Source organism: Collinsella aerofaciens (genome assembly GCF_005845035.1).
Classification (GTDB): Bacteria; Actinomycetota; Coriobacteriia; order Coriobacteriales; family Coriobacteriaceae; genus Collinsella; species Collinsella aerofaciens_I.
In genome coordinates, this window is the sequence record NZ_SPFO01000004.1 from 119,130 (window position 1) to 144,831 (window position 25,702).

At 61.0% G+C, this 25,702-nt stretch carries 13 protein-coding genes and 1 tRNA gene; 10 read left to right on the forward strand and 4 right to left on the reverse strand.

Annotation, left to right across the window (positions count from 1 at the left end; translation table 11 throughout):
• Positions 1–68 precede the first annotated feature (68 nt).
• From FGQ67_RS03410 to FGQ67_RS03450, 9 genes are all read left to right on the forward strand, one after another.
• Complete coding sequence (locus FGQ67_RS03410) at positions 69–983, forward strand: FAD binding domain-containing protein (protein WP_138340059.1); 915 nt, start codon at positions 69–71, stop codon at positions 981–983.
• Positions 983–3,814 (forward strand): molybdopterin-dependent oxidoreductase, encoded by a 2,832-nt coding sequence (locus FGQ67_RS03415; protein ID WP_138340061.1) that lies wholly within the window; start codon positions 983–985, stop codon positions 3,812–3,814. Before FGQ67_RS03410 ends, FGQ67_RS03415 begins: the two co-directional genes overlap by 1 nt.
• Positions 3,815–3,954: 140 nt before the next feature.
• Positions 3,955–4,038, forward strand: a tRNA-Leu gene (locus tag FGQ67_RS03420).
• An 88-nt stretch (positions 4,039–4,126) separates the two neighbouring features.
• Positions 4,127–5,428 (forward strand): trigger factor, encoded by a 1,302-nt coding sequence (gene tig / locus FGQ67_RS03425; protein ID WP_249934369.1) that lies wholly within the window; start codon positions 4,127–4,129, stop codon positions 5,426–5,428.
• A gap of 163 nt (positions 5,429–5,591) precedes the next feature.
• Complete coding sequence (locus FGQ67_RS03430; RefSeq protein ID WP_022095182.1) at positions 5,592–6,212, forward strand: ATP-dependent Clp protease proteolytic subunit; 621 nt, start codon at positions 5,592–5,594, stop codon at positions 6,210–6,212.
• Between the two features lies 1 nt (position 6,213).
• On the forward strand, positions 6,214–7,620 hold the full coding sequence (clpX, locus tag FGQ67_RS03435) for an ATP-dependent Clp protease ATP-binding subunit ClpX (RefSeq protein ID WP_138340063.1): 1,407 nt from the start codon (positions 6,214–6,216) through the stop codon (positions 7,618–7,620).
• Between the two features lie 287 nt (positions 7,621–7,907).
• Positions 7,908–10,604, forward strand: a complete 2,697-nt coding sequence (locus FGQ67_RS03440) for a valine--tRNA ligase (protein ID WP_138340064.1) — start codon at positions 7,908–7,910, stop codon at positions 10,602–10,604.
• Between the two features lie 274 nt (positions 10,605–10,878).
• Positions 10,879–12,222 carry a bifunctional folylpolyglutamate synthase/dihydrofolate synthase gene (locus tag FGQ67_RS03445; protein WP_171025174.1) on the forward strand — a complete coding sequence of 448 codons (1,344 nt, stop codon included), beginning with the start codon at positions 10,879–10,881 and terminating at the stop codon, positions 12,220–12,222.
• A gap of 241 nt (positions 12,223–12,463) precedes the next feature.
• Positions 12,464–19,438: an Ig-like domain-containing protein gene (locus FGQ67_RS03450; protein WP_138340068.1), complete on the forward strand. Its 6,975-nt coding sequence runs from the start codon at positions 12,464–12,466 to the stop codon at positions 19,436–19,438.
• 401 nt (positions 19,439–19,839) lie between these two features.
• Here FGQ67_RS03450 and FGQ67_RS03455 read toward each other — a convergent pair whose 3' ends face one another.
• The 4 genes from FGQ67_RS03455 to FGQ67_RS03470 all read right to left on the reverse strand — a co-directional run bounded on the left by FGQ67_RS03455 (position 19,840) and on the right by FGQ67_RS03470 (position 24,337).
• Positions 19,840–20,928 (reverse strand): M24 family metallopeptidase, encoded by a 1,089-nt coding sequence (locus FGQ67_RS03455; RefSeq protein WP_138340070.1) that lies wholly within the window; start codon positions 20,926–20,928, stop codon positions 19,840–19,842.
• 155 nt (positions 20,929–21,083) lie between these two features.
• Complete coding sequence (locus FGQ67_RS03460) at positions 21,084–21,482, reverse strand: DUF1667 domain-containing protein (protein WP_138340072.1); 399 nt, start codon at positions 21,480–21,482, stop codon at positions 21,084–21,086.
• A gap of 4 nt (positions 21,483–21,486) precedes the next feature.
• A complete protein-coding gene (locus tag FGQ67_RS03465; protein ID WP_138340074.1) occupies positions 21,487–22,881 on the reverse strand; it encodes an NAD(P)/FAD-dependent oxidoreductase in 1,395 nt (464 codons plus the stop codon).
• Between the two features lies 1 nt (position 22,882).
• Positions 22,883–24,337 carry an NAD(P)/FAD-dependent oxidoreductase gene (locus FGQ67_RS03470; protein WP_138340076.1) on the reverse strand — a complete coding sequence of 485 codons (1,455 nt, stop codon included), beginning with the start codon at positions 24,335–24,337 and terminating at the stop codon, positions 22,883–22,885.
• Between the two features lie 873 nt (positions 24,338–25,210).
• On the opposite strand from FGQ67_RS03470, the gene FGQ67_RS03475 reads away from it, so the two are divergent.
• Positions 25,211–25,642 carry a double zinc ribbon domain-containing protein gene (locus tag FGQ67_RS03475; RefSeq protein WP_138340077.1) on the forward strand — a complete coding sequence of 144 codons (432 nt, stop codon included), beginning with the start codon at positions 25,211–25,213 and terminating at the stop codon, positions 25,640–25,642.
• Positions 25,643–25,702 lie beyond the last annotated feature (60 nt).

Here is a 25,702-nt window from a genome sequence, read left to right on the forward strand (position 1 = left end):
GGTTTTTGTGCTGTGGAAGGTCGCGGCCCCTCGTTTGGTACACTTAAAAGTACTGGACAAGTGAAGAGATGGGGGAGAACGTGCTCAAGTTCGGTACCTACGTCCGTGTTGGAAACGCGGCCGAAGCCTATGAGCTCTTACAGAAGAACCGCAACAACAAGATTGTCGGCGGCGGCATCTGGATGCGCCTGGGATCGCGTCGCGTGGCGACGGCGATTGACCTTTCGGCCTGCGGACTCGATCAGATTGAGGAGACCGAGACCGAGTTTCGCATCGGCGCCATGTGCACGCTGCGTCAGCTTGAGCGCCACGCCGAGCTCAACGCGCTCGTCAACGACGTGTTCGAGTTCGCCGTCCATGACATCGTGGGCGTGCAGTTGCGCAATACCGCCACGGTGGGCGGCAGCATCTACGGCCGCTTTGGCTTCTCGGACGTTCTCTCCGCCTTCCTCGCGCTCGATTCGTACGTTGAGCTGACGGGTGCCGGCCGCGTGTCGCTCGCGGAGTTCGTGCGGATGGGCTACGTGCGCGACGTGATCGAGCACGTCGTGGTCGTTAAGCACGACTATCGCGCAAGCTACGAGGCCGTGCGCAAGGCTGCGACCGACTTCCCCTCGCTCAACGTCACCGCCGCCTGGTGGGACAACAGCTGGCACGTCACCGTGGGCGCCCGCCCGCTGCGCGCGACCCTGCTGCAAGGTGAGGAATGCGGCCTTACCGCCGAGCAGCCTTCCGAGGACGAGTTGCGCGCCCTGGCCGCATCCGTGCGCTCGCTGAGCTACGGCACCAACCTGTGGGGCTCGGCCGACTACCGCCGCCGCATCTCGGCCCCGCTTGCGATTCAGGCCGTGCGCCGCGCCGCCGGCATCGAGCTTTCGGCCGCGCTTGCCCGCGAGCTCGAGACCGTGCAGATCCCCAAGTTTGCCACGGACGAGTATTCCTGCCGCCGCGTGCCCGGCGTCGATTCTAGCGAGGTGCGCTAATGGCTGCCAAACTCATCGATCTTTCCTTTACGCTCAACGGCCGCAAGGTCAAGGTTCAGATTGCCCCCGACACCATGCTCTTTGCACTGCTGCGCGAGCAGGGGTGTGCGTCGGTGCGCTGTGCCTGCGAAACCACCAACTGCGGCCTGTGCACGGTGTGGCTCGACGGCGACCCGGTGCTGAGCTGCTCGGTTCCCGCCGCGCGCGTCGAGGGCCGCTCCATCACCACGCTCGAGGGCCTCAAGGCCGAGTCCGAGGCGCTCGCCCGCGCAATGGCTGCCGAAGGTGCCGAGCAGTGCGGTTTTTGCGCCCCTGGCCTTATCATGAACGTGCTGGCGCTCGCCCGTGCCGCCAAGGAGGACCCGAGCCTCGTCGCCACGCGCGAGGAGCTCTCGCGCCAGCTCGCCGGCAACCTCTGCCGTTGCAGCGGCTACGAGAGCCAGCTGCGTGCCATCGTTCGCTTCCTCAACGAGTCCGGCGTGCAGGTGGGCTTCGAGATGCCCGAGCTGCCCGTCAACGATACGAGCTGCGACGGTGTCGCGTACAAGCAGATCACCCATAAGCAGCCCAAGAAGGACTCGAAGGCTCTGCTCGAGGGCCGTCCCGTCTACACGGGCGATATGGTGCCCGCCGGCGCGCTCATCGTCAAACTCAAGCGCAGCCCCTATGCCCGCGCCAAGATCCGCTCCATCGATACGTCGCGCGCACTGAAGGTGCCGGGCGTTGTGGGCGTCTACACCTATGAGGACGTGCCCAAGCGCCGCTTTACCATCGCCGGCCAGAGCTATCCGCAGCCGAGTCCCTACGACCGCCTGATCCTCGAGAACCTCGTGCGCTACCAAAACGAGGAAGTGGCGATCGTCGCCGCCGAGACCGAGGAGGCTGCCGACAAGGCACTCAAGCTCATCAAGGTCGACTACGAGGTACTCGAGCCGCTGCTCGACTTTACCCAGGCACTCGATAACGACATCGTGGTCCACCCAGAGGGCGACGTGACCTTTATGTTCCCGCAGGGCGGCGACGTTGCTCGCAACCTGGTGTGCAGCGGTACCAGTGATTTTGGCGATCTGGACGAGGCCTTCGCCCAGAGCGACATCGTCTTTGAGCGCACCTACACCAGCCAGGCCACGCAGACCGCACCGATGGAGACCTTCCGTGCCTTCGCGACGACCGACGCGTTCGGCCGCATCTCGGTGACCACCTCCACGCAGGTGCCCTTCCACGTGCGCCGCATGGTCGCGCAGTCGCTCGACATTCCGCAGTCGCAGGTGCAGGTTATCAAGCCGCGCATCGGCGGCGGCTTTGGCTCCAAGCAGACGGGCTGCTGCGAGATCTTCGTGGCGTTCGTCACCCAGCAGACCGGCCGTCCCAGCTACTGCTGCTACACCCGCGAGGAGACCATCACCGCGGGTAACTCGCGCCACCAGATGCAGATGACCGTTAAGCTGGGCGCCATGAACGACGGCACTATCACGGCCATCGATTTGCACACGCTGTCCAACGCCGGCGCGTATGGCGAGCATGCCACCACGACGATCGGCCTTTCGGGCCACAAGAGCCTGCCGATTTACAACCATGTGAAGGCGAGCCGCTTTAGCTGGGACGCCGTCTACACCAATACCAACCGCGGCGGCGCGTATCGCGGCTACGGTGCCACCCAGGGACAGTTTGCCGTGGAGAGCGCCGTCAACGAGCTCGCCGACATGCTGCACATGGACCCCGCCGACTTGCGCCTCAAGAATATGGTGCGCGAGGGCGAGATTATGCCGCAGTACTACAACGAGAAGCTCAACGCCTGCGCGCTCGACCGTTGCCTGCTGCGCGCGATGGACATGATCGGCTGGCGCGACAAGCCGCTGGCCGTCGACCTGGGCGATCGCGTGCGTGCTCTGGGCTGCGCGCTCACCATGCAGGGCTCGGGCATCTCCAACGTGGATATCGCCGGCATCGACATGCGCCTGGAAGAGGACGGCTTCATTACGATTTCGACCGGCGCCACCGACAACGGCATGGGCGTCGATACGATCCTGGCGCAGATTGCTGCCGAGGAGCTGGGCGTGGAGAGCTCGCTGATCGTGGTGCGCGGCGTGGACACCGACGTGTCGCCGTTCGATGCCGGCTCGTACGCGAGCTCGGGCACGTACGTGACAGGTCTGGCAGCCAAGAACGCCGCGACCGAGCTGCGTGAGAAAATCTGCGCCAAGGCCGCCCAGATGTGGGACGTGGACGCCGCCGATGTGGTCTTTGATGGTCAGTACGTGCGTCTGTCCGACGAGCGTGCCGCGCGCGAGCAGAACCGCTACCTCACGCTGCGCGACTTTGCCAACCTGTGCGTCAAGAACATCGCGGGCGGCGACGCGCTCACCTCGCATGCCTCTGCCTGCCTGCCTGTTTCGCCCCCGCCGTTTATGGCTGGCATTGCCGAGGTCGAGGTCGACAAGGCCACCGGCAAGGTGACTGTGGTGGACTACGCCGCGGCCGTCGACTGCGGCACCGTGATCAACGAGGCGCTCGCCCGCGTCCAGGCCGAGGGCGGCATTGCCCAGGGTATCGGCCACGCGCTCTACGAGATTGTCGAGCACGATGACCGCGGCCGCCTGCGCACCGGCAACTTTATGAGCTACAAGCTACCCACGCGACTGGATATCGGTAGCATCCGCGTGGCCTTTGAGCCGAGCTACGAGCCGACGGGCCCGTTTGGCGCCAAGTCGATCGGCGAGGTCGTCATCAACACGCCGCTCGCCGCCGTGGCCTCGGCCGTCGCACACGCCACTGGCCACCAGGTCCGCTCGCTGCCCATCACGCCGGAGAAAGCGCTGCTAGGGGAGTAGTGGGTCAGCGAGCAAGTCGTAATTGGCGGGGCGGGGCAACTCGCCCCGCCTTTCGCACTCGTGGTGAGGTCGTGAGCCTGTAAAAGGTGTGCGTGCGCTTGCCGTTCGTATCTGCTATCATTCCTAGTCTGTGCGCTCATGCGGGCGTGGCGGAATTGGTAGACGCGCCAGATTTAGGTTCTGGTGGGATTCCCGTGAAGGTTCGAGTCCTTTCGCCCGCACCATCGCACCTGCGTCGGCCCCGGCCGTCGCGACACTTTGTTGCATAAAGGTACCAGCACCTCAGATAAGCTGGGCAGTATGAGGAGGAACGTGTTGAACATCACCGCTTCTGACGTCAAGGACGCCAAGCTCACCGCTACGGTCACCATCCCGGCCGCCGACGTCGACGCCGCGATCAAGAAGGCCTACAAGGACACCGCCAAGAAGTACCGCTTCCCGGGCTTCCGCGCTGGCAAGGCTCCCCGTCCGGTCATCGACTCCGCACTTGGCGCCGAGGCTACCCTCGCTCAGGCCACCAACGACCTGATCGCCGCCAACGAGCCCGCCGTCCTCAACGAGCTGGACATCGTCCCCACCAAGAACGGTGACTACAAGGAGCTCGACCTCGCCAAGGATCACGAGGACTACACCTACACCGTCGAGTTCTCCCTGCGTCCTGCTGCCGAGCTCTCCTCCTTCGACGCCGTCGAGATCGAGATGCCCCCCGCGGAGGTCACCGAGTCCGAGATCAACAACCAGGTTGAGATGCTCCTCAACTACCGTGCCACCTTCGAGGACGTTGAGGGTCGCGCCGTCGAGGCCGAGGACTACGTCACCGTCGACCTCAAGGCCGTCGAGAACGCCGACAGCTTTGCCGCCGAGGGCCGCATGCTCATCGCCGGTAGCGACAGCAACCCCAAGGAGTTCAACGAGGCCCTGATCGGCGCTAACGTTGACGACGTCAAGACCGTCACCTGGACCGACGAGGTCGAGGAGGGCGAGGAGGCCGAGACTCACACCGTCGAGGTCACCGTCAAGGGCATCAAGGTCCGCAACACCCCCGAGCTCACCGACGAGCTCGTCAAGTCCGACTTTGGCTTCGACAGCATCGAGGCCATGCGCGACGCCATCAAGATCGAGATCGAGCAGGACAAGGCTTCCCGCCTCCCGGCCGAGAAGGAGAACCGTTGCGTCTCCGCTCTCGCCGAGCGCCTGCAGCTCGACGAGATGGATGCCGACTACGAGCAGTCCGTCTTTGAGGAGCTTGGCCAGAACTTCCTGTCCAACCTCGCTGCCCGCGGCATGACGCTGGACACCTGGCTGCCCGCTTCCGGCCTGACCATGGAGCAGTTCATCGGCGACCTGCACAAGCAGGCCAACGACGTTGCCCGTGAGTCCCTGGCTCTGGACGCCCTCGCCCGCGAGCTCAAGATTGAGGTCACCGAGGACGACGTCAACGCTGAGTTCGAGAAGGCTGGCGTCAAGGACGTCGAGGCTTCCAAGGCCGAGTTCATCGCCGATGGCCGCATGCCTGCCGTCCGCGAGTCCATCCGCCGCTCCAAGGCCGTCGACCACCTGGTCGAGAACGCCAAGGTGACCGAGGTCGACGAGACCGCCAAGGACGTCGAGTAATTCTCGCCACCTTGCCCGCGAGCGCATGCACGCGCCCGTGATGGGGTAAAGTTATACACCGGTTATCCGGTTGCTTCGTACGGTGCCAGCCAATGCATAGCATGCGGGCACCGTACGTTTATCTAGAACCAATTTGGTCCGCAAGAGAGAAATGGAGATGCGTATGATCGCTAAGTTCGATTCCGCCCTCGTGCCATACGTTATCGAGCAGACGCCGCGCGGCGAGCGCAGCTACGATATCTATTCGCGCCTGCTCAACGACCGCATCATCTTCTTGGGCGAGGAGATCAACTCCGTCAGCGCCAACCTGGTCGTTGCCCAGCTGCTGCATCTTGAGAGCCAGGATGCCGAGAAGGATATCTCGCTCTACATCAATTCGCCCGGTGGCGAGGTCTACTCCGGTCTGGCGATTCTTGACACCATGAACTTCATCAAGCCGCAGGTTTCCACCATCTGCGTCGGTATGGCCGCGTCCATGGCCGCCGTGCTGCTTTCGGCCGGCGCTAAGGGCAAGCGCTTCTGCCTGCCGCACTCCAAGGTCATGATTCACCAGCCCAGCGGCGGTGCCCAGGGCCAGCAGACCGAGATTGAGATCGTTGCCGAGGAGATCAAGAAGACTCGCCGCGAGCTCAACCAGATCTTGTCCGACGCCTCGGGTCAGCCCATCGAGAAGGTCCAGGCCGATACCGAGCGCGACAACTACCTGACCGCTGCCGAGGCCCTCGACTACGGCCTGATCGACCGCATCGTCACCTCGCGCGATCTCGCCGCGAAGGACGCCTAGGATGGCCGGTAACATGCAGGACAACTTCGACGAGAACGGCAACCCCATCCGCTGCTCCTTCTGCGGAAAAGAGCAGGGCCAGGTCCGTCGCCTCGTAAAGGGCCCGACTAACATCTTTATCTGTGACGAGTGCGTCGCCGCCTGTTCCGAGATTCTGGAGGAGTCGCTGGCTTCGGACTTTATGGACGCTGCCCGCAACGGCAAGCTGCCGGGCTTCCTCAACGACCACGGTCAGGCTGCATCCCAGCCCGCCGTGGACCCCGAGACCGAGGGCTTTGAGCTTGAGGACGACCGCCAGGTCATCACGCACGTGCCGACGCCGCATGAAATCTATGACGAGCTTTCGGCCTATGTTATGGGTCAGGAGGACGCCAAGCGCGCCATGTCGGTGGCCGTGTACAACCACTATCGCCGCGTGATCGAGGGCGGCGCCGCGGTGTCTGCCTTTGACGACGGCATGGGCTCGCAGTTCGACGACGGCATGGACGAGGTAGAGCTCGCCAAGTCCAACATCCTGCTGCTCGGTCCCACCGGTACCGGTAAGACCCTGCTCGCCCAGACGCTTGCGCGCATCCTCGAGGTGCCGTTTGCCATCGCCGATGCCACCGCACTCACCGAGGCCGGCTATGTGGGCGAGGACGTGGAGAACATTCTGCTCAAGCTCATCAATGCCGCCGATGGCGATATTGAGCGCGCGCAGGTCGGCATTATCTACGTGGACGAGATCGACAAGATCGCCCGCAAGGCCGAGAACCTCTCCATCACCCGCGATGTTTCGGGCGAGGGCGTTCAGCAGGCGCTGCTTAAGATTCTTGAGGGCACGGTGGCAAGCGTTCCGCCCACCGGCGGCCGCAAGCATCCCCAGCAGGAGCTGCTGCAGATCGACACGACCAACATCCTGTTCATCTGCGGCGGTGCCTTTGTTGGTCTGGACAAGATCATCGCCGACCGCGTGGGCAACAAGGGCGTGGGCTTTAACTCCGAGATCGCCGGCCCCACCTCGGTCGACGAGAACGACCTGCTGCGTCAGGTGCTCCCGCAGGACCTCAACGCCTTTGGCATGATCCCCGAGTTTGTGGGACGTACGCCCGTCGTCACCCAGACGCAGGCGCTCGACGAGGACGACCTGGTGTCGATCCTTACCGAGCCCAAGAACGCCGTGGTGCGCCAGTACCGTAAGATGTTCCAGCTCGAGGACGTTGAGCTTGAGTTTGAGGATGCCGCCCTGCACGAGATCGCCCGCATGGCGCTTGCCCGCAAGACCGGCGCCCGCGGCCTGCGCTCAATCTGCGAGGACGTGCTGCAGCAGACGATGTTCGATCTCCCCAGCGAGGAGGGCGTCACCAAGGTCATCGTGACCGAAGCCTCCGTAAAGGGCGAAGAACAGCCCCAACGCATCTACGGCTAAACCAGCCTAAAACGTGTTTGCAAATAGCCTCTGACCAGCCGTGGTCGGAGGCTATTTTATATATGCGCAATAACCCCAACTACCTGTGCTATTCTGTGTGTTTGTTTAAGCCTCGGCGAAGTCATATCAGACTGAAGTAATCGATACCTAAGGGGAGGAATGTAGGCCCGATTTTCGTAGATTCCGCACGAGCCGAAGACCACTTAATGTGGTCTTCGAGCGAGCCCAGGACCTGACCGAGCGAAAATCGGGCCTACATTCCTCCCCGGCGGGACAGGGAGAGATATATGGAAGAAATGCCCAAGAACTACGATCCGTCGACCAACGAGCCGGCGATCCTGCAGAAGTGGCTCGACGGCGGCTACTACAAGCGCCGTGAGGGCGTGGGCGACTGCACCGTCACCATTCCGCCTCCCAACGTGACCGGCAAGCTCCACATGGGTCACGCCACCGACGACTCCATCCAGGACGCCATCATCCGCATGGCCCGCATGCGCGGCAAGTCCACGCGCTGGGTACTCGGCACCGATCACGCCGGTATCGCCACACAGACCAAGGTCGACAAGAAGCTCAAGAGCGAGGGCATCAGCCGCCTGGAGATCGGTCGCGACAAGTTTGTCGACGCCTGCTGGGATTGGACCCACGAGTACGGCGGCATCATCGTCGAGCAGATCAAGCGCATGGGCTGCTCCGTCGACTTCGACAACGAGCGCTTCACCATGGACGAGGACTACGCCCAGGCCGTGCGCAAGGTGTTCTGCGACTGGTACCACGACGGCCTGATCTATCGCGGCAAGCGCATCGTAAACTGGTGCCCCAACTGCACCACCGCCATCTCGGACGACGAGGCCGAGTACAAGGACGAGAAGGGCCACCTGTGGCACCTGCGCTACCCGTTGACCGAGCCGGTCAACGGCCAGGACTACATCGTCGTCGCCACCACGCGCCCCGAGACCATGCTCGGCGACACGGGCGTGGCTGTCTCCCCGAAAGACCCCGAGAAGGCCGCCTTTGTGGGTAAGACCGTCAAGCTCCCCATCGTCGATCGCGAGATCCCCATCTTTGAAGATTGGCATGTCGACGCCAACTTTGGCTCCGGTTTTGTCAAGGTCACCCCGGCCCACGACCCCAACGATTACGCTATGGGTCAGGCCCACGACCTGCCGCAGATCAATATCTTCGATGAGCACGCGGTGGTCGTTGAGGGCTACGGCGAGTTTACCGGCATGAACCGCGACGAGTGCCGCGAGGCCGTCATTAAGTGGTTTGAGGAGCATGACCTGCTCGATCACGTCGAGGACCTCGATCACTCCGTCATGCACTGCTACCGTTGCGACGCCGCGCTTGAGCCGTGGCTTTCCGAGCAGTGGTTCGTGGCCGTCGATAAGCTCAAGGGGCCGGCGCTCGACGCCGTCAACTCCGGCAAGGTCACCTTCCACCCCGCGCGCTGGACGCAGACCTACACCACCTGGATGGAGAACCTCAAGGATTGGTGCATCAGCCGCCAGCTGTGGTGGGGCCACCGCATCCCCGTGTTCTACTGCGAGGACTGCGGCTGGGAGGATGCCCTTACCGAGGACACCGACGTGTGCCCCAAGTGCGGCGGTCATCACGTGCATCAGGACGAGAACGTGCTGGACACCTGGTTCAGCTCGCAGCTGTGGACCTTCGCCACGCAGGGCTGGCCGCAAAAGTCGGAGCTGCTCGAGGGCCATCACCCCACGACGGCGCTCGTCACCGCGCGCGACATCATCGCGCTGTGGGTCGCCCGCATGGTCATGAGCTCGCTGTACTTCCTGGACGAGGTGCCGTTTAAGGACGTCGTCATCTACCCGACGATCCTGGCCAAGGACGGCAGCCGCATGTCCAAGTCCAAGGGCAACGGCGTTGACCCCATGGACCTCATCGGCATGTACGGCGCCGACGCTATGCGCTTCAACCTGCTCACGCTGTGCACCAACAACCAGGACGTCAAGTTCGACGCGAACATCGACAAGAAGACCAAGAAGCTTATCGACAGTCCGCGCACCGAGCAGGCCAAGTCGTTTGTGACCAAGATTTGGAACGCCAGCCGCTTCCTGCTTATGAACATGGAGGGCTACACGCCCGGCGAGCCCGTCGTGGAGACGCCGGCCGACGCCTGGATGTTCAGCCGCCTGGCCAAGGCCGTCCAGATGGTCACCGAGGGTATCGAGAAGTACACCTTTGGCGACATGGCCCGCGGCGTGCAGCAGTTCTTCTGGAACGAGGTCTGCGACTGGTACGTCGAGGTCACCAAGGCCCGCCTGAAGGGCGAGGGCCGTCTGCAGGCTCAGCGCAACCTGATTTTTGTGCTCGACACCTCCATTCGCCTGATGCACCCGCTCATGCCGTTTGTCACCGAGGAGATTTGGGACAACATGCCGGCGAGCGTGCTCGACCTGGATGCCGAGGGCAACGTTGATCGCGCCGAGGCGCTCATGATCGCCAAGTGGCCCGAGCCTGCCGACTACGCCAAGTATGTCGACGAGGACGCCGAGCGCGCGTTTGAGCTGTGCCGTGCCGTCGTGTCCGCCGCCCGCGCCACCCGTTCGCGTTATCGCTTGAGCCCCAAGGCCGAGCTCGACGTGGTCGTGCGCGCCGGCGCCGAGGACATCGAGAAGCTCGAGAGCCTTCGCTCCACGATTGAGCCGCTGGCCAACACGGCTTCGCTGGTCATGGGTACCGACGTTGAGAAGCCGGCTGCGAGCATCGCCGTTGTTGACAGCGGCGTCGAGGTCTTTGTGGTGCTCGAGGGCAAGGTTGACCTTTCGGCCGAGAAGGCACGCCTGGAGAAGGAGATTGCCGCGGCCCAGAAGGAGCTCGCCGGCTGCGAGAAGACACTGGCCAACGAGGGCTTTGTGGCCAATGCCGCGCCCGCCGTGGTCCAGAAGAAGAGAGACCGTGCAGCTGAGCTCAAGGAGATCCTGGCGGCGCTGACTGCTCAGGTTGCTGACTTCTCGTAGGCGTAACTGGGGGACGCGGTTTGGGGCATTGCTCGCTGCTGCGGACAGTCCTGCTCGCACGAAGGCCACATTAAGTGGCCTTCGGCTCGTGCGGAACTTGTATCGAGCAAAGCCCCAAACCGCTCTCATAGCGGTTACGGGGGCGTCCGCTGCCTGGTAGGGCCACTTGGTTGTGGCCTTGATCTCGCCGCAAAGCGGTGTTTGGCTGATATTTTGAATGGGAGGGGCTCGTTGTTGCTTACGGGCCTCTTTTTATGTTGAGGGGACTTTGGCTATGGCAAAGCGTTCTGGGTTGTATTCGGTGCCGTTTGAGGTTCCGGAGCTTTCTTTTGATGAGGCTGTTGCACTTGCGGCCGATACGGGCAAGATCGCGCGTTATTCCACGCCGCTGCTCGAGACCGTCGTCGAGATGCTCGATGAGCTTTGTCGTCCTGACGAGTTCTATGATTGCGTCCAGATAGCGGGTACCAATGGAAAGACCTCGACGACGCGATTCTCGGCTGCCATTCTTCGTGGTGAGGGCCTTAAGACGGCACTCTTTACGTCTCCTCATCTGGTACGCTATCCCGAGCGTATGGAGATTGACGGAAAGGTCGTCACAGACGAGGTCTTTGCCCATGGTGTCTCTGCGGCGTATGAGGCGGGCCGTCGTCTCAACGCACGTCGTGAGGCGGCGGGCGAGGAGCTCCGTTCTATTACGCCCTTCGATCTTTTGTCCGTGGCTGGTTTGACTATGTTTGCCGAGGCTTGCGTGGACGTGGCCGTGCTTGAGGTTGGCATGGGCGGACGCTGGGATGCTACGAGCGCGACCGATCCCGTGGCCGTCGCCATTACGGGCATTGGACTCGACCATACGAAGGTCCTTGGCGATACCCTCGAGGCCATTGCGGGGGAGAAGGCTGCGGTTATTAAGCCTGGACGTTTGGTTGTTTTGGGCGAGGGTACCCATGAGGCGAGCGTTCAGCGCGTGATGGATGCCCGTTGCCGCGAATGCGGTGTGGTGCCGCTCGTGGTGAACCATGCCACAACAAAGGTTCCGGCACACGTTGGTGATACGGTGGAGTTTAGCTGCACCACGCCGCGTGCGATCTATACGTCGAGCATGGTCAAGCCGGCCTATCAGCCGCAGAATGCCGCGTGCGCGATTATGCTGTGCGAGGGCTATCTGGGTCGCGAGCTCGACCATGAGGCGCTCGACGCTTCTCTTATGGGTTGCCCCACGCCGGGTCGCTTTGATGTGCTGGGAACCGATCCGCTCAAACTGATCGACGCCTGCCATAACCCCCAGAGCTGCGAGAACTTTGTGGGCGCGCTGGATGAGATCGATCCGTGCGTAGAAAATCGGCCCACGCTGCTGTGCGCCGCACTGGCAGACAAGGACGTGGCGGGCATCGTCGACGTGCTGATCCCGGCCTTCCCGCGCGTGGTTGTGACGCAGACCGATTCCGACCGCGCTCTGCCGGCGGAGGAGCTCGCTGCCCTGGTGGACGCCGATAAGCTCGCTGGCGTGTATCCCAGCGTATCCGAGGCCCTCGCAGCCCTCGATGCCGCGGGTGAGCCCTTCGTAGCCGCCGGCACCATCACCCTAGCCGGCGAAGTAGCGGGGCTGCTCCGTTAACCCATCCCCTCATCAGTTGCGGTGAAATAGTTCCTGTATTTGGGTTCTAGCAGCCCATCCAGGAACTATTCCACCGCAACTCAAAAACAGTCAAGTACTTGTAAAGTGTCCTCCCGCTTACGAAAACGTTTATGCCGCTTGACCTATCTCATATTGCGTTGCCACACTGGGGAGGGGTACGCTCAGCCTAACTTGCAATCCGGACCAGTGCTGTGGCCCGTTGAGCCAGTCGGGAGGAACTATGAATAGAAGGCATGTCAACGCGGCGATCACCGCGGGCCTGGCCCTTACCATGACGGTCGGTTCGGTGCCGCCGCAGGCGTTCGCCGAGATGATGCAGGGTGATACCACCCAGGTCGTTGCCGAGCAAAGCGATGCGACGGGTGCGACTGCTACGTCTGCGGACACCGGCCAGGCAACCTCGGAAGATCAGGCGGTCGACAAGATCACCTCGCTTGCGGTCCTGACCGACCTGCATGTTGCCGAGGGCTCCGACGCCACGCTGCCTAAAACCGTGGCGGCGACCTACGAGAGCGGCGCCACTAAGCAGGAAAACGTTACCTGGAAGCTGAACGGCGCCGATGCTCCGGCAACCTTGGCGCAGCTACCTGCCGGCTCGTATGAGTTTGAGGGCACCGTCGATGGCGCTACCCAGACGGTCAAGCAGCGTGTGATCATCGAAGCCCCGGCGGATCCGGCTGCAGTTAATGCTGTTGCACCCGTGAGCTCAAACGGGGACCTGAAGATTGCGTCCGTTGATAGCACTCCAATTGTAAAAAAATATGTGGGACAGGGCTATGTTGGCGAAGTGTACGGCACCTCAGTCAATCTGACGCTGACAAATGGAACTAAAGCTACCGGCATGGTCAATTGGGACGAAGCCTCAAGGAACACTATCAAGACTGCTTCCGATGAATCGGAGGTGCCGATCCAAGGCTCCATTTCGTATATCTACATCGGTAACATGGGTTATTCGCTTAGTGAGCCCTATTCCGTTGCCGGAACGCTCAAGGTTTTTGTTCCCAGGTCTTCAAATTACATACAAAGCGTGACTACGTCGCCCGGCGTCGCGCCGTCTCTTCCTTCGACTGCCTATATATCCTATTCCGATAACTCGGGCTGTTCCTGCGATGTTGAGTGGGATGAGGTCTCCGAGGTAGACTATCAAAAACCTGGCTCATTTGTCGTTGAGGGACATTTGACATACTCGCCTTCAACTTTGGTGAGTTGCACGGTAAATGTCCGTGAAATCAAGTCTGTTCAAACCGAATTTGAATGCATGACGGCAGTAGGGATGTCGCCGTCTCTTCCGTACCAGGCAATAGTTACTTTCGATCAAAATGAATCTCAGCCAGTTCATATCAATTGGGATTCCGTCAATCCCGATTCGTACGCTCAACCAGGTACTTTTGTTGTTAAGGGCAGGCTCGATGGGCTTGACCGGCGCGAAGTTACTTGTACGGTTGCAGTGAAGGATGCTAAAGACTATTTTGACCTGGATTCGTTGACGTACGAACGTGTTGTTGGTGATGAATCGCCCCTTGACTCTGACGTGCACCTTAAGGTGACTCGACCAGATGGCGAGTATTGGTATAACTACCCCGTGGAATGGGAAAATGCTGACGCCTCTCGATTCCAGACGGCTGGCACCTATGAAGTTAAAGGTATTATCGGGAACTGCGGCGTTTCTTCTCTTGCTGGTCTAGAGGTTAAGGCGAAGGTCGTCGTTAAAGAGGTTGCCTCTATCGCACAAGTTGCACCCATTGATACACCAGTTGGCATCCGTCCTACAACGGGCTCGAGTGCCGGCTCCCTTCCATATACCGTTAAGGTGACTTTCACCGACGGGTCTACAGTTAATGGTGGCGTTACCTGGGATACAATCCTGGATTTCATGGTCGCGCAGGAGGGTTCCTTTACCCTCGGAGGCTCTATCATGTATAGCCGAAGTAAACCCGGCTCTCCGTCTATACCAGTCTCGTTGGGCAGTGCCCATCGTGCCTCTATTAACGTCAACGTTCGTGCGCTGCAGATGCCATCTACGACTTCGATAAGTACGCTCGTTGGCGCGCAAATTCATATGCCGTATACCATAGAAGCAACGATGTGGAATGGCTCTCGTGGCAACTATTCTGTTCAATGGCCTGCTATTAGTCAGAATACGTTGAACAAGCTGGGCAAGTCGACTATTACGGGTTATTTCTTGGGTTCGAATATTCCGGTAACAGCGACTATTAATGTGTGCGACCTTGCCAACGATGATTTGGGAAGGATCGCCTACATTCCCGATGTCGGATTCGCTTATTCGTACGAATCGAATCAATTTCTGCTGTCGGACGGAAACTACTACAGCCTTTGGGGGGTTGGAGACTCCCTTTATACATGGGATGAGATCCCGCAGGACCTCAAATACGGCAAGCCGGGCGACTATGAGATAAGCGGAACAATTACCGGTACGCTTGCAAAGATTCGTGCAACGGCTACGTGTGGAGAGGTCAAGGGCATCAATCACTACAGTGAGACTGGCGCGACTCTCGTGCAGTCTTATGAAGATACTTACGTTATCTATCCTGGCGAGCGGCTCTATCTTGATGATACGACCGTCGAAGGCGTTCTAAAGGATGGAACACGTTTCTCTAACCTTAAGGTTAACTGGGATGAGTATGATAACTATCCAAAGGAGAACTGCACGATAACCGGTACGGTTGCGGGGACGAAAATTCCGGCAACGATCCATGTGATCGTGACTGACAAGTGGAAAGCGGAACTCGATACCATTAAGGTCCTCAAGGGACATGATGGTTCAGGATTGCTTCCAACCAACGTTATACTGGTAAGCCCTGACGAAAAAGATCAGTCTGGCCATCATTCCAAGTATGCTCCCGTGACATGGAACACAAAGGGGTTTGACTGGAGCCAAGGCGGAATCGTTTCGGGTACCGCTCAGCTGTCTTACTATACGGGCAGTAACAGTAGTGTTGTGGATATTCCTGTGACTGCAAATGTTCAGGTTGTGAATAGGGCTACATCCGTTCAGGGCGGCACGTTGTGGACCGTTCCTGGCGTTGCGCCTGATTTGCCAGAGACCCTTGAGGTCGTCTACGACAATGACATGTCCGTTGGGCCGCAACGCGAAAACGTCATCTGGGAAGACGTTTCCCCCGATGCCTATGCCAAGGAGGGCACGTTTAAGGTTAAGGGCAAGCTCCAAGGTGGTGCCGAGGCGACGGTTACTGTTGATGTTTGCTCGATTTCGTCCGTGAACGTTCCCGAGCGTATTGTGACGGCCAACGGCGTTGAACCCGAGATGCCGTGGAACAATATTTCGGTGACTACGAGCGACGGTAAAACGCGCACTGCGTGGATTGAATGGAACGGCTATCGTTCTTCGGACTATACCGGCGAGCCCGGCAAGGTCTCCACGGTTACCGGTAAGCTGTACGCTAGCAGCCTTGATAGGTTCGGCGTCGGCACCAACACCGGCCTTACTGTCCAAACCAAGATCGTGATTGCTGGAGTCGAGAAAGCGTTTGATAACGGTGAGACTGCGGTGACCACGAAGGCCGGTGCCGCTCCTACGATGCCTTCCAAGCTGGCAGTCGAGATGAGCGACGGTTCGATCTCGACGGCTGCTGTTAAGTGGGATCCGATTGCGCCCGAGAAGTATGAAAAGCCTGGTACGTTCTATGTAACGGGCCATGTTGTCGGCTTTAATGGTGCTGCTGTCATGGCGCTCGTGGACGACGAGGGCCAGAAGGTCGGCGTGGATGAGAACGGCATCGTGACCGCGAAGGTTACGGTTGCCGACGAGAAGGCTCAAAAGGTTGCACTGCAGCCCGAATCGCTTGTGATTAACACGACGGTTGGGTCGACTTTGGAGCTTCCTGATCAAGCGACTGTGAAGTTCTCCGATGGTTCATACCGCATGACGCAAAGCGACGCTGGCGGCGTCGAGATCGAAAAATGGACCGATACCGACGGCCTCGACATCACCAAGCCCCTTGCCAAGACCGGCACCTACAAGCTTGTCGGCAAGCTCAAGGGTATCGATAACGTCAACGCTATCGTATATGTCAACGTTCGCGAGGCGCCGCGGACCATCACCAAGCTCGAGGCTAAGTCGTTTAGCGTGGCCAAGGGTACGTCCAAGCAGGACCTGTACCAGCAGATGCCCAAGCAGGTTGTGGCGACTTACTCCGACGGTTCGACCGACCTACTCGACATTGACGTGTGGGATCTTTCCAGCGTTACGGACGAGCTGCTCGGCGGAACCGGTACCGTGAAGATCACCGGCACGGTTAAGCTTATTGGCGCCAAGGTGACCTGCAATGTGACCGTAGTGGACCAGGATGCCCAGACGCCAGACCACGTTGAGCCGATCGATGTAATTGAGATTGCGGACAATGCCAAGGTCGCGGATCTGATGGACAAGCTTCCGTCCAAGGTGACGGTAGTCATGAAGGACGGCAAGACTAAGAACGAGACGCCCGTTAAGTGGGCTCAGGTCGATAGCCTGGGTCGCGCCGGCAACGAGTTTGAGGTCACGGGTCTGACGGACAACGGCATGACCGTAAAGGTGAAGGTCAAGGTAACCGCGCATATCGTGGGCTTTGATACCGTTGACGAGATTGAGGTCGAGCGCGATGCCAAGGCGGATGAGGCTAAGGCCAAGCTGCCCACCACGGTCACGGCGATTTACTCTGACGGTACCGATTCCGAAGCCGACGTAACGTGGGATACCAAGGGCCTCTCCGACAAGGACTTTGCCAAGGAAGGTAAAGTTACGGTTAAGGGCACTGTTGTCGGCACGGATCAGAAGGCGGAGTGCACCATCAAGGTCGTCAAGCCACTGCGCGAGATTCCTGATCATCTGGCCGGCACGGTTGACGCTGTGACGCTCGACGACGGGGCGAAGCCCGATGCTGTTGTGGCCGCACTGTCCAAGACCGTGAAGGTCGCCATGAAGGACGGCTCCGAGGTCGATTCGAAGATCGATTGGATTGCTCCTAAGGAGGCTCTCACCATTAAGAATGACGGCGCGAGCGTTGTCATTACGGGTAAAACCGCGGTTGGCAGCTTTGAGGTCAAGGCTACGGTCAACCTGATGCCGGTCGTCGAGAGCGTCGTCGACGCCCAGCTTTCTGTTGCCCGTAATACGGCTGCTGCTGACATCGTGCTGCCTGCCCAGGTGACCCTCAACATGTCCGACGGCTCGACGAAGACTGCCGCCGTTACGTGGGTTAAGACCCCGCTTACGGCAGATGTCTTGGGCAAGCTGGGCGATGTTGCGCTTGAGGGCAAGGTAGAGGGCACTTCGGTTAAGGCCAAGTGCACGGTGAGGGTTGTAAGGAGCGATGCCGAGATTCCGATGTCCGTTGAGCCTGTCGCGGGCGTTAGCGTTCCCGAGAACTCGTCCGTCGATGCCGTGCGAGATGCGCTCAAGGGCGTGAAGGCGACCGTTCGCATGAAGGACGGCAAGACGACTGCGGAGTCTGAAATTACGTGGACCGAGGTCCCTGCCGCTGCCGCCACCTATGGCAACACCGTTGTCGCCAAGGGCGTAACGGTGAACGGCAACCTGCCGGTCGAGGTCGTCGTTACTTCTACGACTACGATCAATAAGATAGCCGAGGCGCCGCAGATTACGGTCGAGCGCGACGCGAAGGCCGATGCAGTGACGAGTCACCTGCCCAAGACCGTTACCGTGACCTACACCGACGGCCACACGGACCTGGCTGCGGTTACGTGGAACACGGACGGGCTCGACAAGCAACTTGCCGCTGTCGGCGAGCACACGATCGAGGGTTCCGTTGAGGGCACGACGCTTAAGGCCACTTGTAAGCTGGTAGTCGAGACGCCTAAGCGCGAGATTCCCGATCACGTGAAGAGCGACAGTCTGACGCTTGAGCAGCCAGTGCTCGATGGCGCGTCTTCCGAGGACATTGCCAAGGCGCTCGCCGGCCTTAAGGCGACCGTGGTGATGGCTGATGGCAAGTCCGAGGTTGCGTCCGATGTCACGTGGACTGATGTCCCCGCTGCCGATATCGCCACGACGGGCAAGACCCTCACGGTGCACGGCACCACCGATGAGGGCGGCTTTGCGGTGACGGCGACCGTTTCGGTTAAGCCGGTCATCACGAGCGCGTCGCTTGCCGAAGGCGCTGGTGCCATTGCCGCCAAGCGCGATGATAGGGTTGATGACGTCGTGGCCCAGCTGCCCAAAAAGGCGAGCGCGACGTATTCCGATGGCGCTGCCAAGGACCTGGATATTACGTGGGATACGAGTGCACTGACCCAGAAAGCGCTCGGCGAGCTCGGCGACATTGTCGTTACGGGCACCGTCAAGGACGAGACCGGTTCTGCCACGGTGACGGCCACCGTTACCGTGTCCGAGAAGGACTCGAACATTCCCGTGACGCCCGGCACGCCCGATGCCGTTGAGGTCTTTGAGTTTAGCTCGCCCGATGAGGTGCTTAAGGCGCTGCCCAAGAAGGTCGCCGTAACCATGAAGGACGGCAGCCAGAAGGATTACGGCATCGACTGGGAGAACGTGCCCGCACTCGGCTGGGAGGCCGACGATGTAACCGTGACCGGCAAGGTGCACGGCACGGAGCTGACGGTCAGCTGTGAGGTGCGCGTTAAGCCGCGTCCGGCTGCCGAAGGCATGGTGATTATTGATCAGAACGGCAAGCCCACGACTTCGCAGACCACGCTCAAGGTCGAGCGCGGCAAGGAGATTGACCTGGCCGCCGCGGCGAGCAATGCGGACAAGGGCGCCATGCTTCGCTATCCCGTGAAGTGGGACTCGGAGAAACCGACGATCGCGACAGTCGAGAACGGCAAGGTAAAGGCCCCCAAGAACGGCACCGTTGTCATTACGGCGACGATGGATGTTAAGGGCGGGGCTGTGGCGATTTCGCTGGCTGACGAAGATGGCGTCGCGGAGGCGCCGGCAGCCCAACAGTTCACCGCTTCGGTGACCGTTGAGGTTGTTGAGCCGGTCGTTGAGCAGCAGCCGACGGACGGCAAGGATAACGGTGGCAAGTCTGATGCCAAGCCGGCTTCGGACGTGAAGAAGGACGCCAAGAAGGCTGCTGCTGGAAGCCTGGCGCAGACGGGTGACAACACGGCTGTGACTGTCGCCGCACTGGGCGGAACCGGCCTGTTGGCGCTGCTCGCCGCCGCGATCGAAAAGCTGCGCCATCGCGTTGAGTAGCGCAGAGCTCATGAAGCTCTAGGACACAAGAAGGCCTCCCGGTCCTCGTAAACCACGAGGACTGGGAGGCCTTTCGTTTGGCTGCCCTGAGCCCTAGAGTGATTTGCTCGCCACGAAATGGGCCTATCTACTACGTTTGGTCGGTAACCCTCGACCACGCCGAGAATTGCGAAATTAAAACCGCAGGTAGAAGGCTTGCCAGTTTTCAAAAAAGACCCGCATGGTCGACCCATGCGGGTTAAGCGTAGTAGATGGCCCGTTTTCGTGGCGCATCTCTAGACTGTCAAATTGGCCGACTTGGCCCCATGGCAGTTGCGGTGAAATAGTTCCTGGATTATGCCTCTGTGGGCCAATCTGGGAACTATTCCACCGCAACTTATTGAGGGGCTATTGGGTAAGGGCTAGTCGAGGCGGACTGGGTCGTGGGAGTAGGCGTTGAGAATCTCGACGTCGGACTCGGTTACCAGGGCAAGGTCCTCGATGCGGACGCCGGTGCGGCCGGTGAGGTAGATGCCCGGCTCAATGGAGAACGTCATGCCCGGCTCTACGACCTGTTCGTTGACGAGTGAGACGTCGCCCGGCTCGTGGTCCTGCAGGCCGATCGAGTGTCCCAGACGGTGCGTAAAGTACTGCCCATAGCCCGCTTCCTCAATCACGTTGCGCGCGGCGCGGTCCAGGTCGCACATGCGCACGCCCGGTGCGATGAGCGCCTCGGCGGCTTCGTTGGCGCGGCGCACGATGTCGTAGATGCGTGCGGTCTCCTTGTCCGGCTCGCCCCAAAAGAACGTGCGCGTCATGTCCGAGCAGTAGTTGCGATGACGCCCACCAATGTCGAACAGCACCACGTCGCCGTGCTTGAGTGCCGTATCGTCGGGCTCGTGATGCGGGTCGCCGGCGTTGGCGCCAAAGCTCACGATGGGCGGAAAGCTAAAGCCCTCGCAGCCGTGCTTGCGATACAGACCGAGCATCTGGTCGGCAATTTCGCGCTCCGTTACGCCCTCGTGGACGAGCTTGATGGCGTCGGCCATCACGGCGTCGTTGGCGGCCGAGGACGCGCGCATGAGCTCCTGCTCGGCTTCGTCCTTGTGGGCGCGCGCAGCGGTGACGGCAAAGTCGCCCAGGAAAAACTCACTTGCGGCGTGGCGCTCCATGAGCGGCATCAAAAAGCCGGAACGCATGACGGTGTCGATGCCGAGGGGCTTGGATGGATCGACCTCGCGAGCGATGGCGTCGGCCACGACGTCGGTATCGGTGTGATAGGCGACGCGGGCATTGTCATACTCGGGCAGCTGATGCAGGGCGTTGACCAAGATCACGGGCTCGCAACCGCGCGCGAGCAGCACGCCGCAAAAACGCTCGAACATATCGGCATAAAAGCCGGTCAGGTAATAAATCGACCACGGGTCGTTTACGAGCAGCTGCGCGCCGGGGTGCTGAGCCTCGAGCGCATCGAGCACGCGCGCCACACGCTGGTCATCGACATGTGCCATACATCGTCCTTTCGCTAGGGTGCCACCATGGTATCCCATGCGCCCCCACATAAGTTGCGGTGAAATGGTTCCTGTTTGCCGGGGTAATGGCCTAAAACAGGAACTATTCCACCGCAGCTGCAGAGGGGGATGAAGTCCCGTCCCAAATGGGCTGCTTAGGCTGGGTCGATGTCCATGCTGGCGATTAGGTCGATGCCCGTGTGGAGGAGGTCTTCCAGCACGACGTCGCCCATGCGGACTGGGGCGTCGACGACTAGGCCGCGGATGAGGTCCATCGCCTGGGCGTGAAGTGCCAGCGGGATGGCTTCGGCCGTGCGCACGGGTAGCAGCGCCTCGTCGCCGCCGGATACGGCTACGGTGGTGGTGAGCACGCGCATGGGGCAGGTGAGCTCCTGATGCGCGAACTTATCGCCGCGCGGGCGGCTGTTGCCGGCCACGGAGCGCATCTCTACCACGGCACCGTCTGCGTCGCGCTCCACCTCCACGGTCAGGAGGCATTCGAAGGGGCAGGTGGTGCAGTTGAACTGCAGCGTTTCGATCGCGTTTATGCTCATGGCCCTACGCCTCCTCAACGGGGTCGACGGACAGGACGATTTCGCTGGCGCCTAGGTCGAGTGCGCGCTGAATCACCTTTGCCGGCAGCGGGAAGCTCTCCATGACGCTCGGTTTAAACGGGCGGACCTTGCCGGCGAATAGTTCCTCATCGCCTGCCAGAATACGTACGCGGGCGGCATCGACCGGTCGGCGCACACGGAAGTTGAGTTTGGTGAGTGCCGCAGCCGTAATGCGTCCCGGAAGTGAGTAGCCTGCAATGCCGGCGGGGGAGACCGTGAGCTGGCAGACCGGGTCCGCAGTACCGTGTTCGACATTCGCGCTGCCACCCAGCGCGTACGCCGCCGCAGCCGCACCGGCGCGCTCGGATTCGGTCGTCACGTTGTCTGCCAGGTCGTGCACGTGCAGCACGTTTCCGCAGGCAAAGATGCCAGGCACGCCCGTTTGCAGGCTCTGGTCCACCACGGCGCCGCGCGTGCGCGGGTCAAGTTCAACGCCCGCGCCCACCGAAAGCTCGTTCTCGGGAATCAGACCCACCGAAAGCAGCAACGTGTCGCACGGAACAACGCGCTCGGTCCCCGGAATGGGTGCCAGGTGCTCGTCGACCTTACTAACCTCGACGGCCTCCACGCGGTCGCGTCCGATTACGCGTGTGACGGTAGTAGACAGGTGAAGCGGAATGCCAAAGTCGTCCAGGCAGTTCTTGAAGTTGCGGCGCAGACCGTTGGCGTACGGCATGAGCTCGTACACGCCCTCGACCGAAATTCCCTCGAGCGTACAGCGGCGCGCCATGATCAGCCCGATGTCACCCGAGCCCAAAATGACGGCACGTGAGCCGGGCTTGAGGTTTTCGATATTGATGTATCGCTGCGCCAGGCCCGCCGTAAACACGCCGGCGGGACGGCTGCCGGGGATCTTGATCTCGCTGCGTGTGCGCTCGCGGCATCCCATAGCAAGGACGACCGCACGCCCGGTGAGCTGCAATATGCCGGTGGGGCGCATGAGCGTGACGGTGTGGACCGCGGTAGCTCCTGCGATCTCGTCCGTGCCCGGGTCGCCCGCGCCCTCGCCCGAATCGATCTCAAGCACCATGCTGCCCAAGAACAGCGCGATGTCGGTCGCGCTCACCTGGTCGATAAAGCGCTGCGCGTACTCGGGGCCGGTGAGCTCCTGCTTAAAGTGCGAAAGGCCAAAACCCGGGTGAATGCACTGGCGGAGTATTCCGCCCAGATGCTGCTCACGTTCCACGATGGCCACGCTCGCGCCGGCCTTATGCGCGGCAAGCGCGGCCGCCATGCCGGCAGGGCCGCCGCCGATAACGACCACGTCGAACGCCTGCGTCGACACCGACGCTACAGCTCCGGCCACCGCGCGTCCGTCGCGCGTATCAAATGTCGCCATCCTAGCGCACCCCCTTCAGCGGTCCCTCTACCAGCCAAGAACCGGCATCCTCCAACAGCACCTCGCTGGGCTCGCAGCCCAGCTCGCGGGCAAGGATCGCCACCACGCGGCTCTGGCAAAAACCACTCTGGCACCGACCCATGCCGGCACGGCAGCGGCGCTTGACGCCCTCGACCGAAACCGCGCCCGGGCGGCGCCGAATCGCGGCCACGATCTCGGCCTCGGGCACCGTCTCGCAGCGGCAGACGATCTGCCCCCAAGCGGGGTCGGACTCAATGAGCTCTTCCTTACGCTCGAGCGGCGTGCGGTCAAAATCGTCCGGCGCGTGGCGGATCGGGTTCCAATCGTCCCGTTCGCGCAGGTCGTCGCCGGCATTGCGCAGTACCTGCTCCATGCGCTCGGCGATGGCCGGCGCGCTCGCCACACCCGGCGACTGAATACCTGCCGCCTGGAATACCCCCGGCACCAGGGCCGACTGCCCAATAAAAAAGTCGTTCGTTCCCTGAATGACCGGGCGACCGCCGGCAAACGCGCGCACCACGCGACGCGTGTCCAGATCGGGCACCAGCTTGCGCGCGCCGCTCAGCAGCGCGTTAACATCGGTCGCGTAGGTCTGCGTATCGCCCGGCTCGCGCACGGCGGCGGTCGCGGTAATCACGGTGTTGCCATGTACGGTGCCCGTGATGATAACGCCCTTGGACACTGGCGTGGGCACGGGGTAGAGCGGCATGAGCGTGCGCGGCTCCTTGTCCAGTACCACTATGTTGCCTTGGCGCCAGACCATCTGGAACTCCTCGGCGCCCGCCATGTGCGAGATGCTCGCGGCACCGTTGCCCGCGGCGTTGATCAGGTAACGGCAGCGCACGTCTCCGGCGGGCGTTGCCAGCGTAAAGCGTGCGGCTCCGTCATCCGAGCCGGCAACTTCAATGGCCTCCACCGGTGCGGAGCGCATAAACGTCACGCCGTTGGCAACGGCGTTCTCCAGCGCGGCGATGGCCACTTCAAATGGGTCAACGTAACCGGTCGAGGGGCACCACAGCGCGCACGAGGCCTGGGCACTCGCGCGCGGCTCCAGCTCGTGGATGCGCTCGGGGCCGATAATCGACAGCTCGGGCACGCCGTTGGCCAGGCCATTCTGGCGCAGCTTCTCCAGGTGCACGCAGTCTTCGTCGTTGAAGCCCAGCACCATCGACCCGGTGCGGCGGAACAAAAAGCCTAACTCCTGGGCCCACGTGCCATATAGCTCACAACCACGGGCGTTGACCTGCGCCTTTACCGTGCCCGGTGCCGGATCGTAGCCTGCGTGCACCAGGCCGCCGTTGGCCTTCGACGCGCCCAGGGCGATGTCGTTGGCCGCCTCGATCACGCATATGGACAGGTCAAACCGCGCGAGCTGACGCGCGATGGCGCATCCCGTGATGCCCGCGCCCACAATTGCGATATCAAACGTTTCCATCACAGTGCCTCCCAGACAAGTTGACAGGCTGTCAATAGGACTATCCTACGGTCTGCACACCCCCAGTGCAGCGGCAATGCGGCGAACAGCCCCAACTGTATCCGCCAACGGCAGGCGAGAGCCGGCCCAGCACGGATGCCGGCCCCGCCAGACCGCGAGACTCTCCCAACCAACCTCGCGGACTGTGCCGTTGTCTGTTACAGATTGAGATGTCGAGTCCACAGGAGCACGTCCGTCTCAACCTGTAACAGTAAGAGGGGGATTGCGGTCCTACGTGTTACAGATCGAGACGTTAGCCCGTCGGGTTATTCGTATGTCTCGATCTGTAACAGCTGGCAAGGTTTTTTGGTCCTTTCTGTTACAGGTTGAGACAGTTCTTCCGACGGATTCTGGTTGTCTCGATCTGTAACAGTAAAGAACTGTTTTGGGTTCTAGATGTTACAAATTGAGATTTAAGTCGGGGAGAGAATGGTTTGTCTAAATCTGTAACATCTGGGATTGTTTTTGCCGAGTAACTGTTACAGATTGAGACATTCGGTTCGGACGTTTTCCTTTGTCTCAATCTGTAACAGTTAGCTGATGATTTGGGTTGTAGATGTTACAGATCGAGACAAACCTTCCGACGGATTTTGAATGTCTTGATCTGTAACAGTAAGAGGGGTTTTGGGGCCCAAGATGTTGCAGATCGAGATTGAAGTCGGGGAGGGACCCCTGTGTCTCGATCTGTAACACCTAGACCCGGAATCCGCCCTCCACCTGTTATAGATTGAGATGTTTGTGTCCGCACCGGCCCCGCTTGCAACCGTGGTCCCATATAAACAAACCCCGTGGTAAACTTGACCGTACTGTAAATATTCCGAAAGGTACACCCCAATGTCCAAGTACATCTCTGAGCTCATGTCGCCGCAGCTTATGGGCGTCATCTATGCCTTTGTTGGCTTTATCATCGCCCTGTACGTGCTGTCGGTCGTCTATGTGTTCATCGACGCTCGCCGCCGCGGCGCCAGCGCCTACGTGGCATGGGGCATCATCGCCCTCATCCCGTTCGTGGGCCTCATCGCCTACCTGGTCCTGCGTCCGCACTCCTACGCGGCCGACCGCGAGGAGCAGGAGCTGGACATGGCCCTGCGCGAGCGCCAGCTTGCCCAGTACGGCACCTGCCCGCAGTGCGGCGCCCCCATCGAGAAGGACTTTGTCGTGTGCCCGGTGTGCGACACCCAGGTTCGTAACGTGTGCTCCAGCTGTCATCGCCCGCTCGACGCGCACTGGAAGGTCTGCCCCTACTGCCGAACTCGCATCCAGTAACGCATCCATCGCCGGGCCAGCCGTAAGCTACGGGCACCGCGCGTCACGCGCAAGCCACAC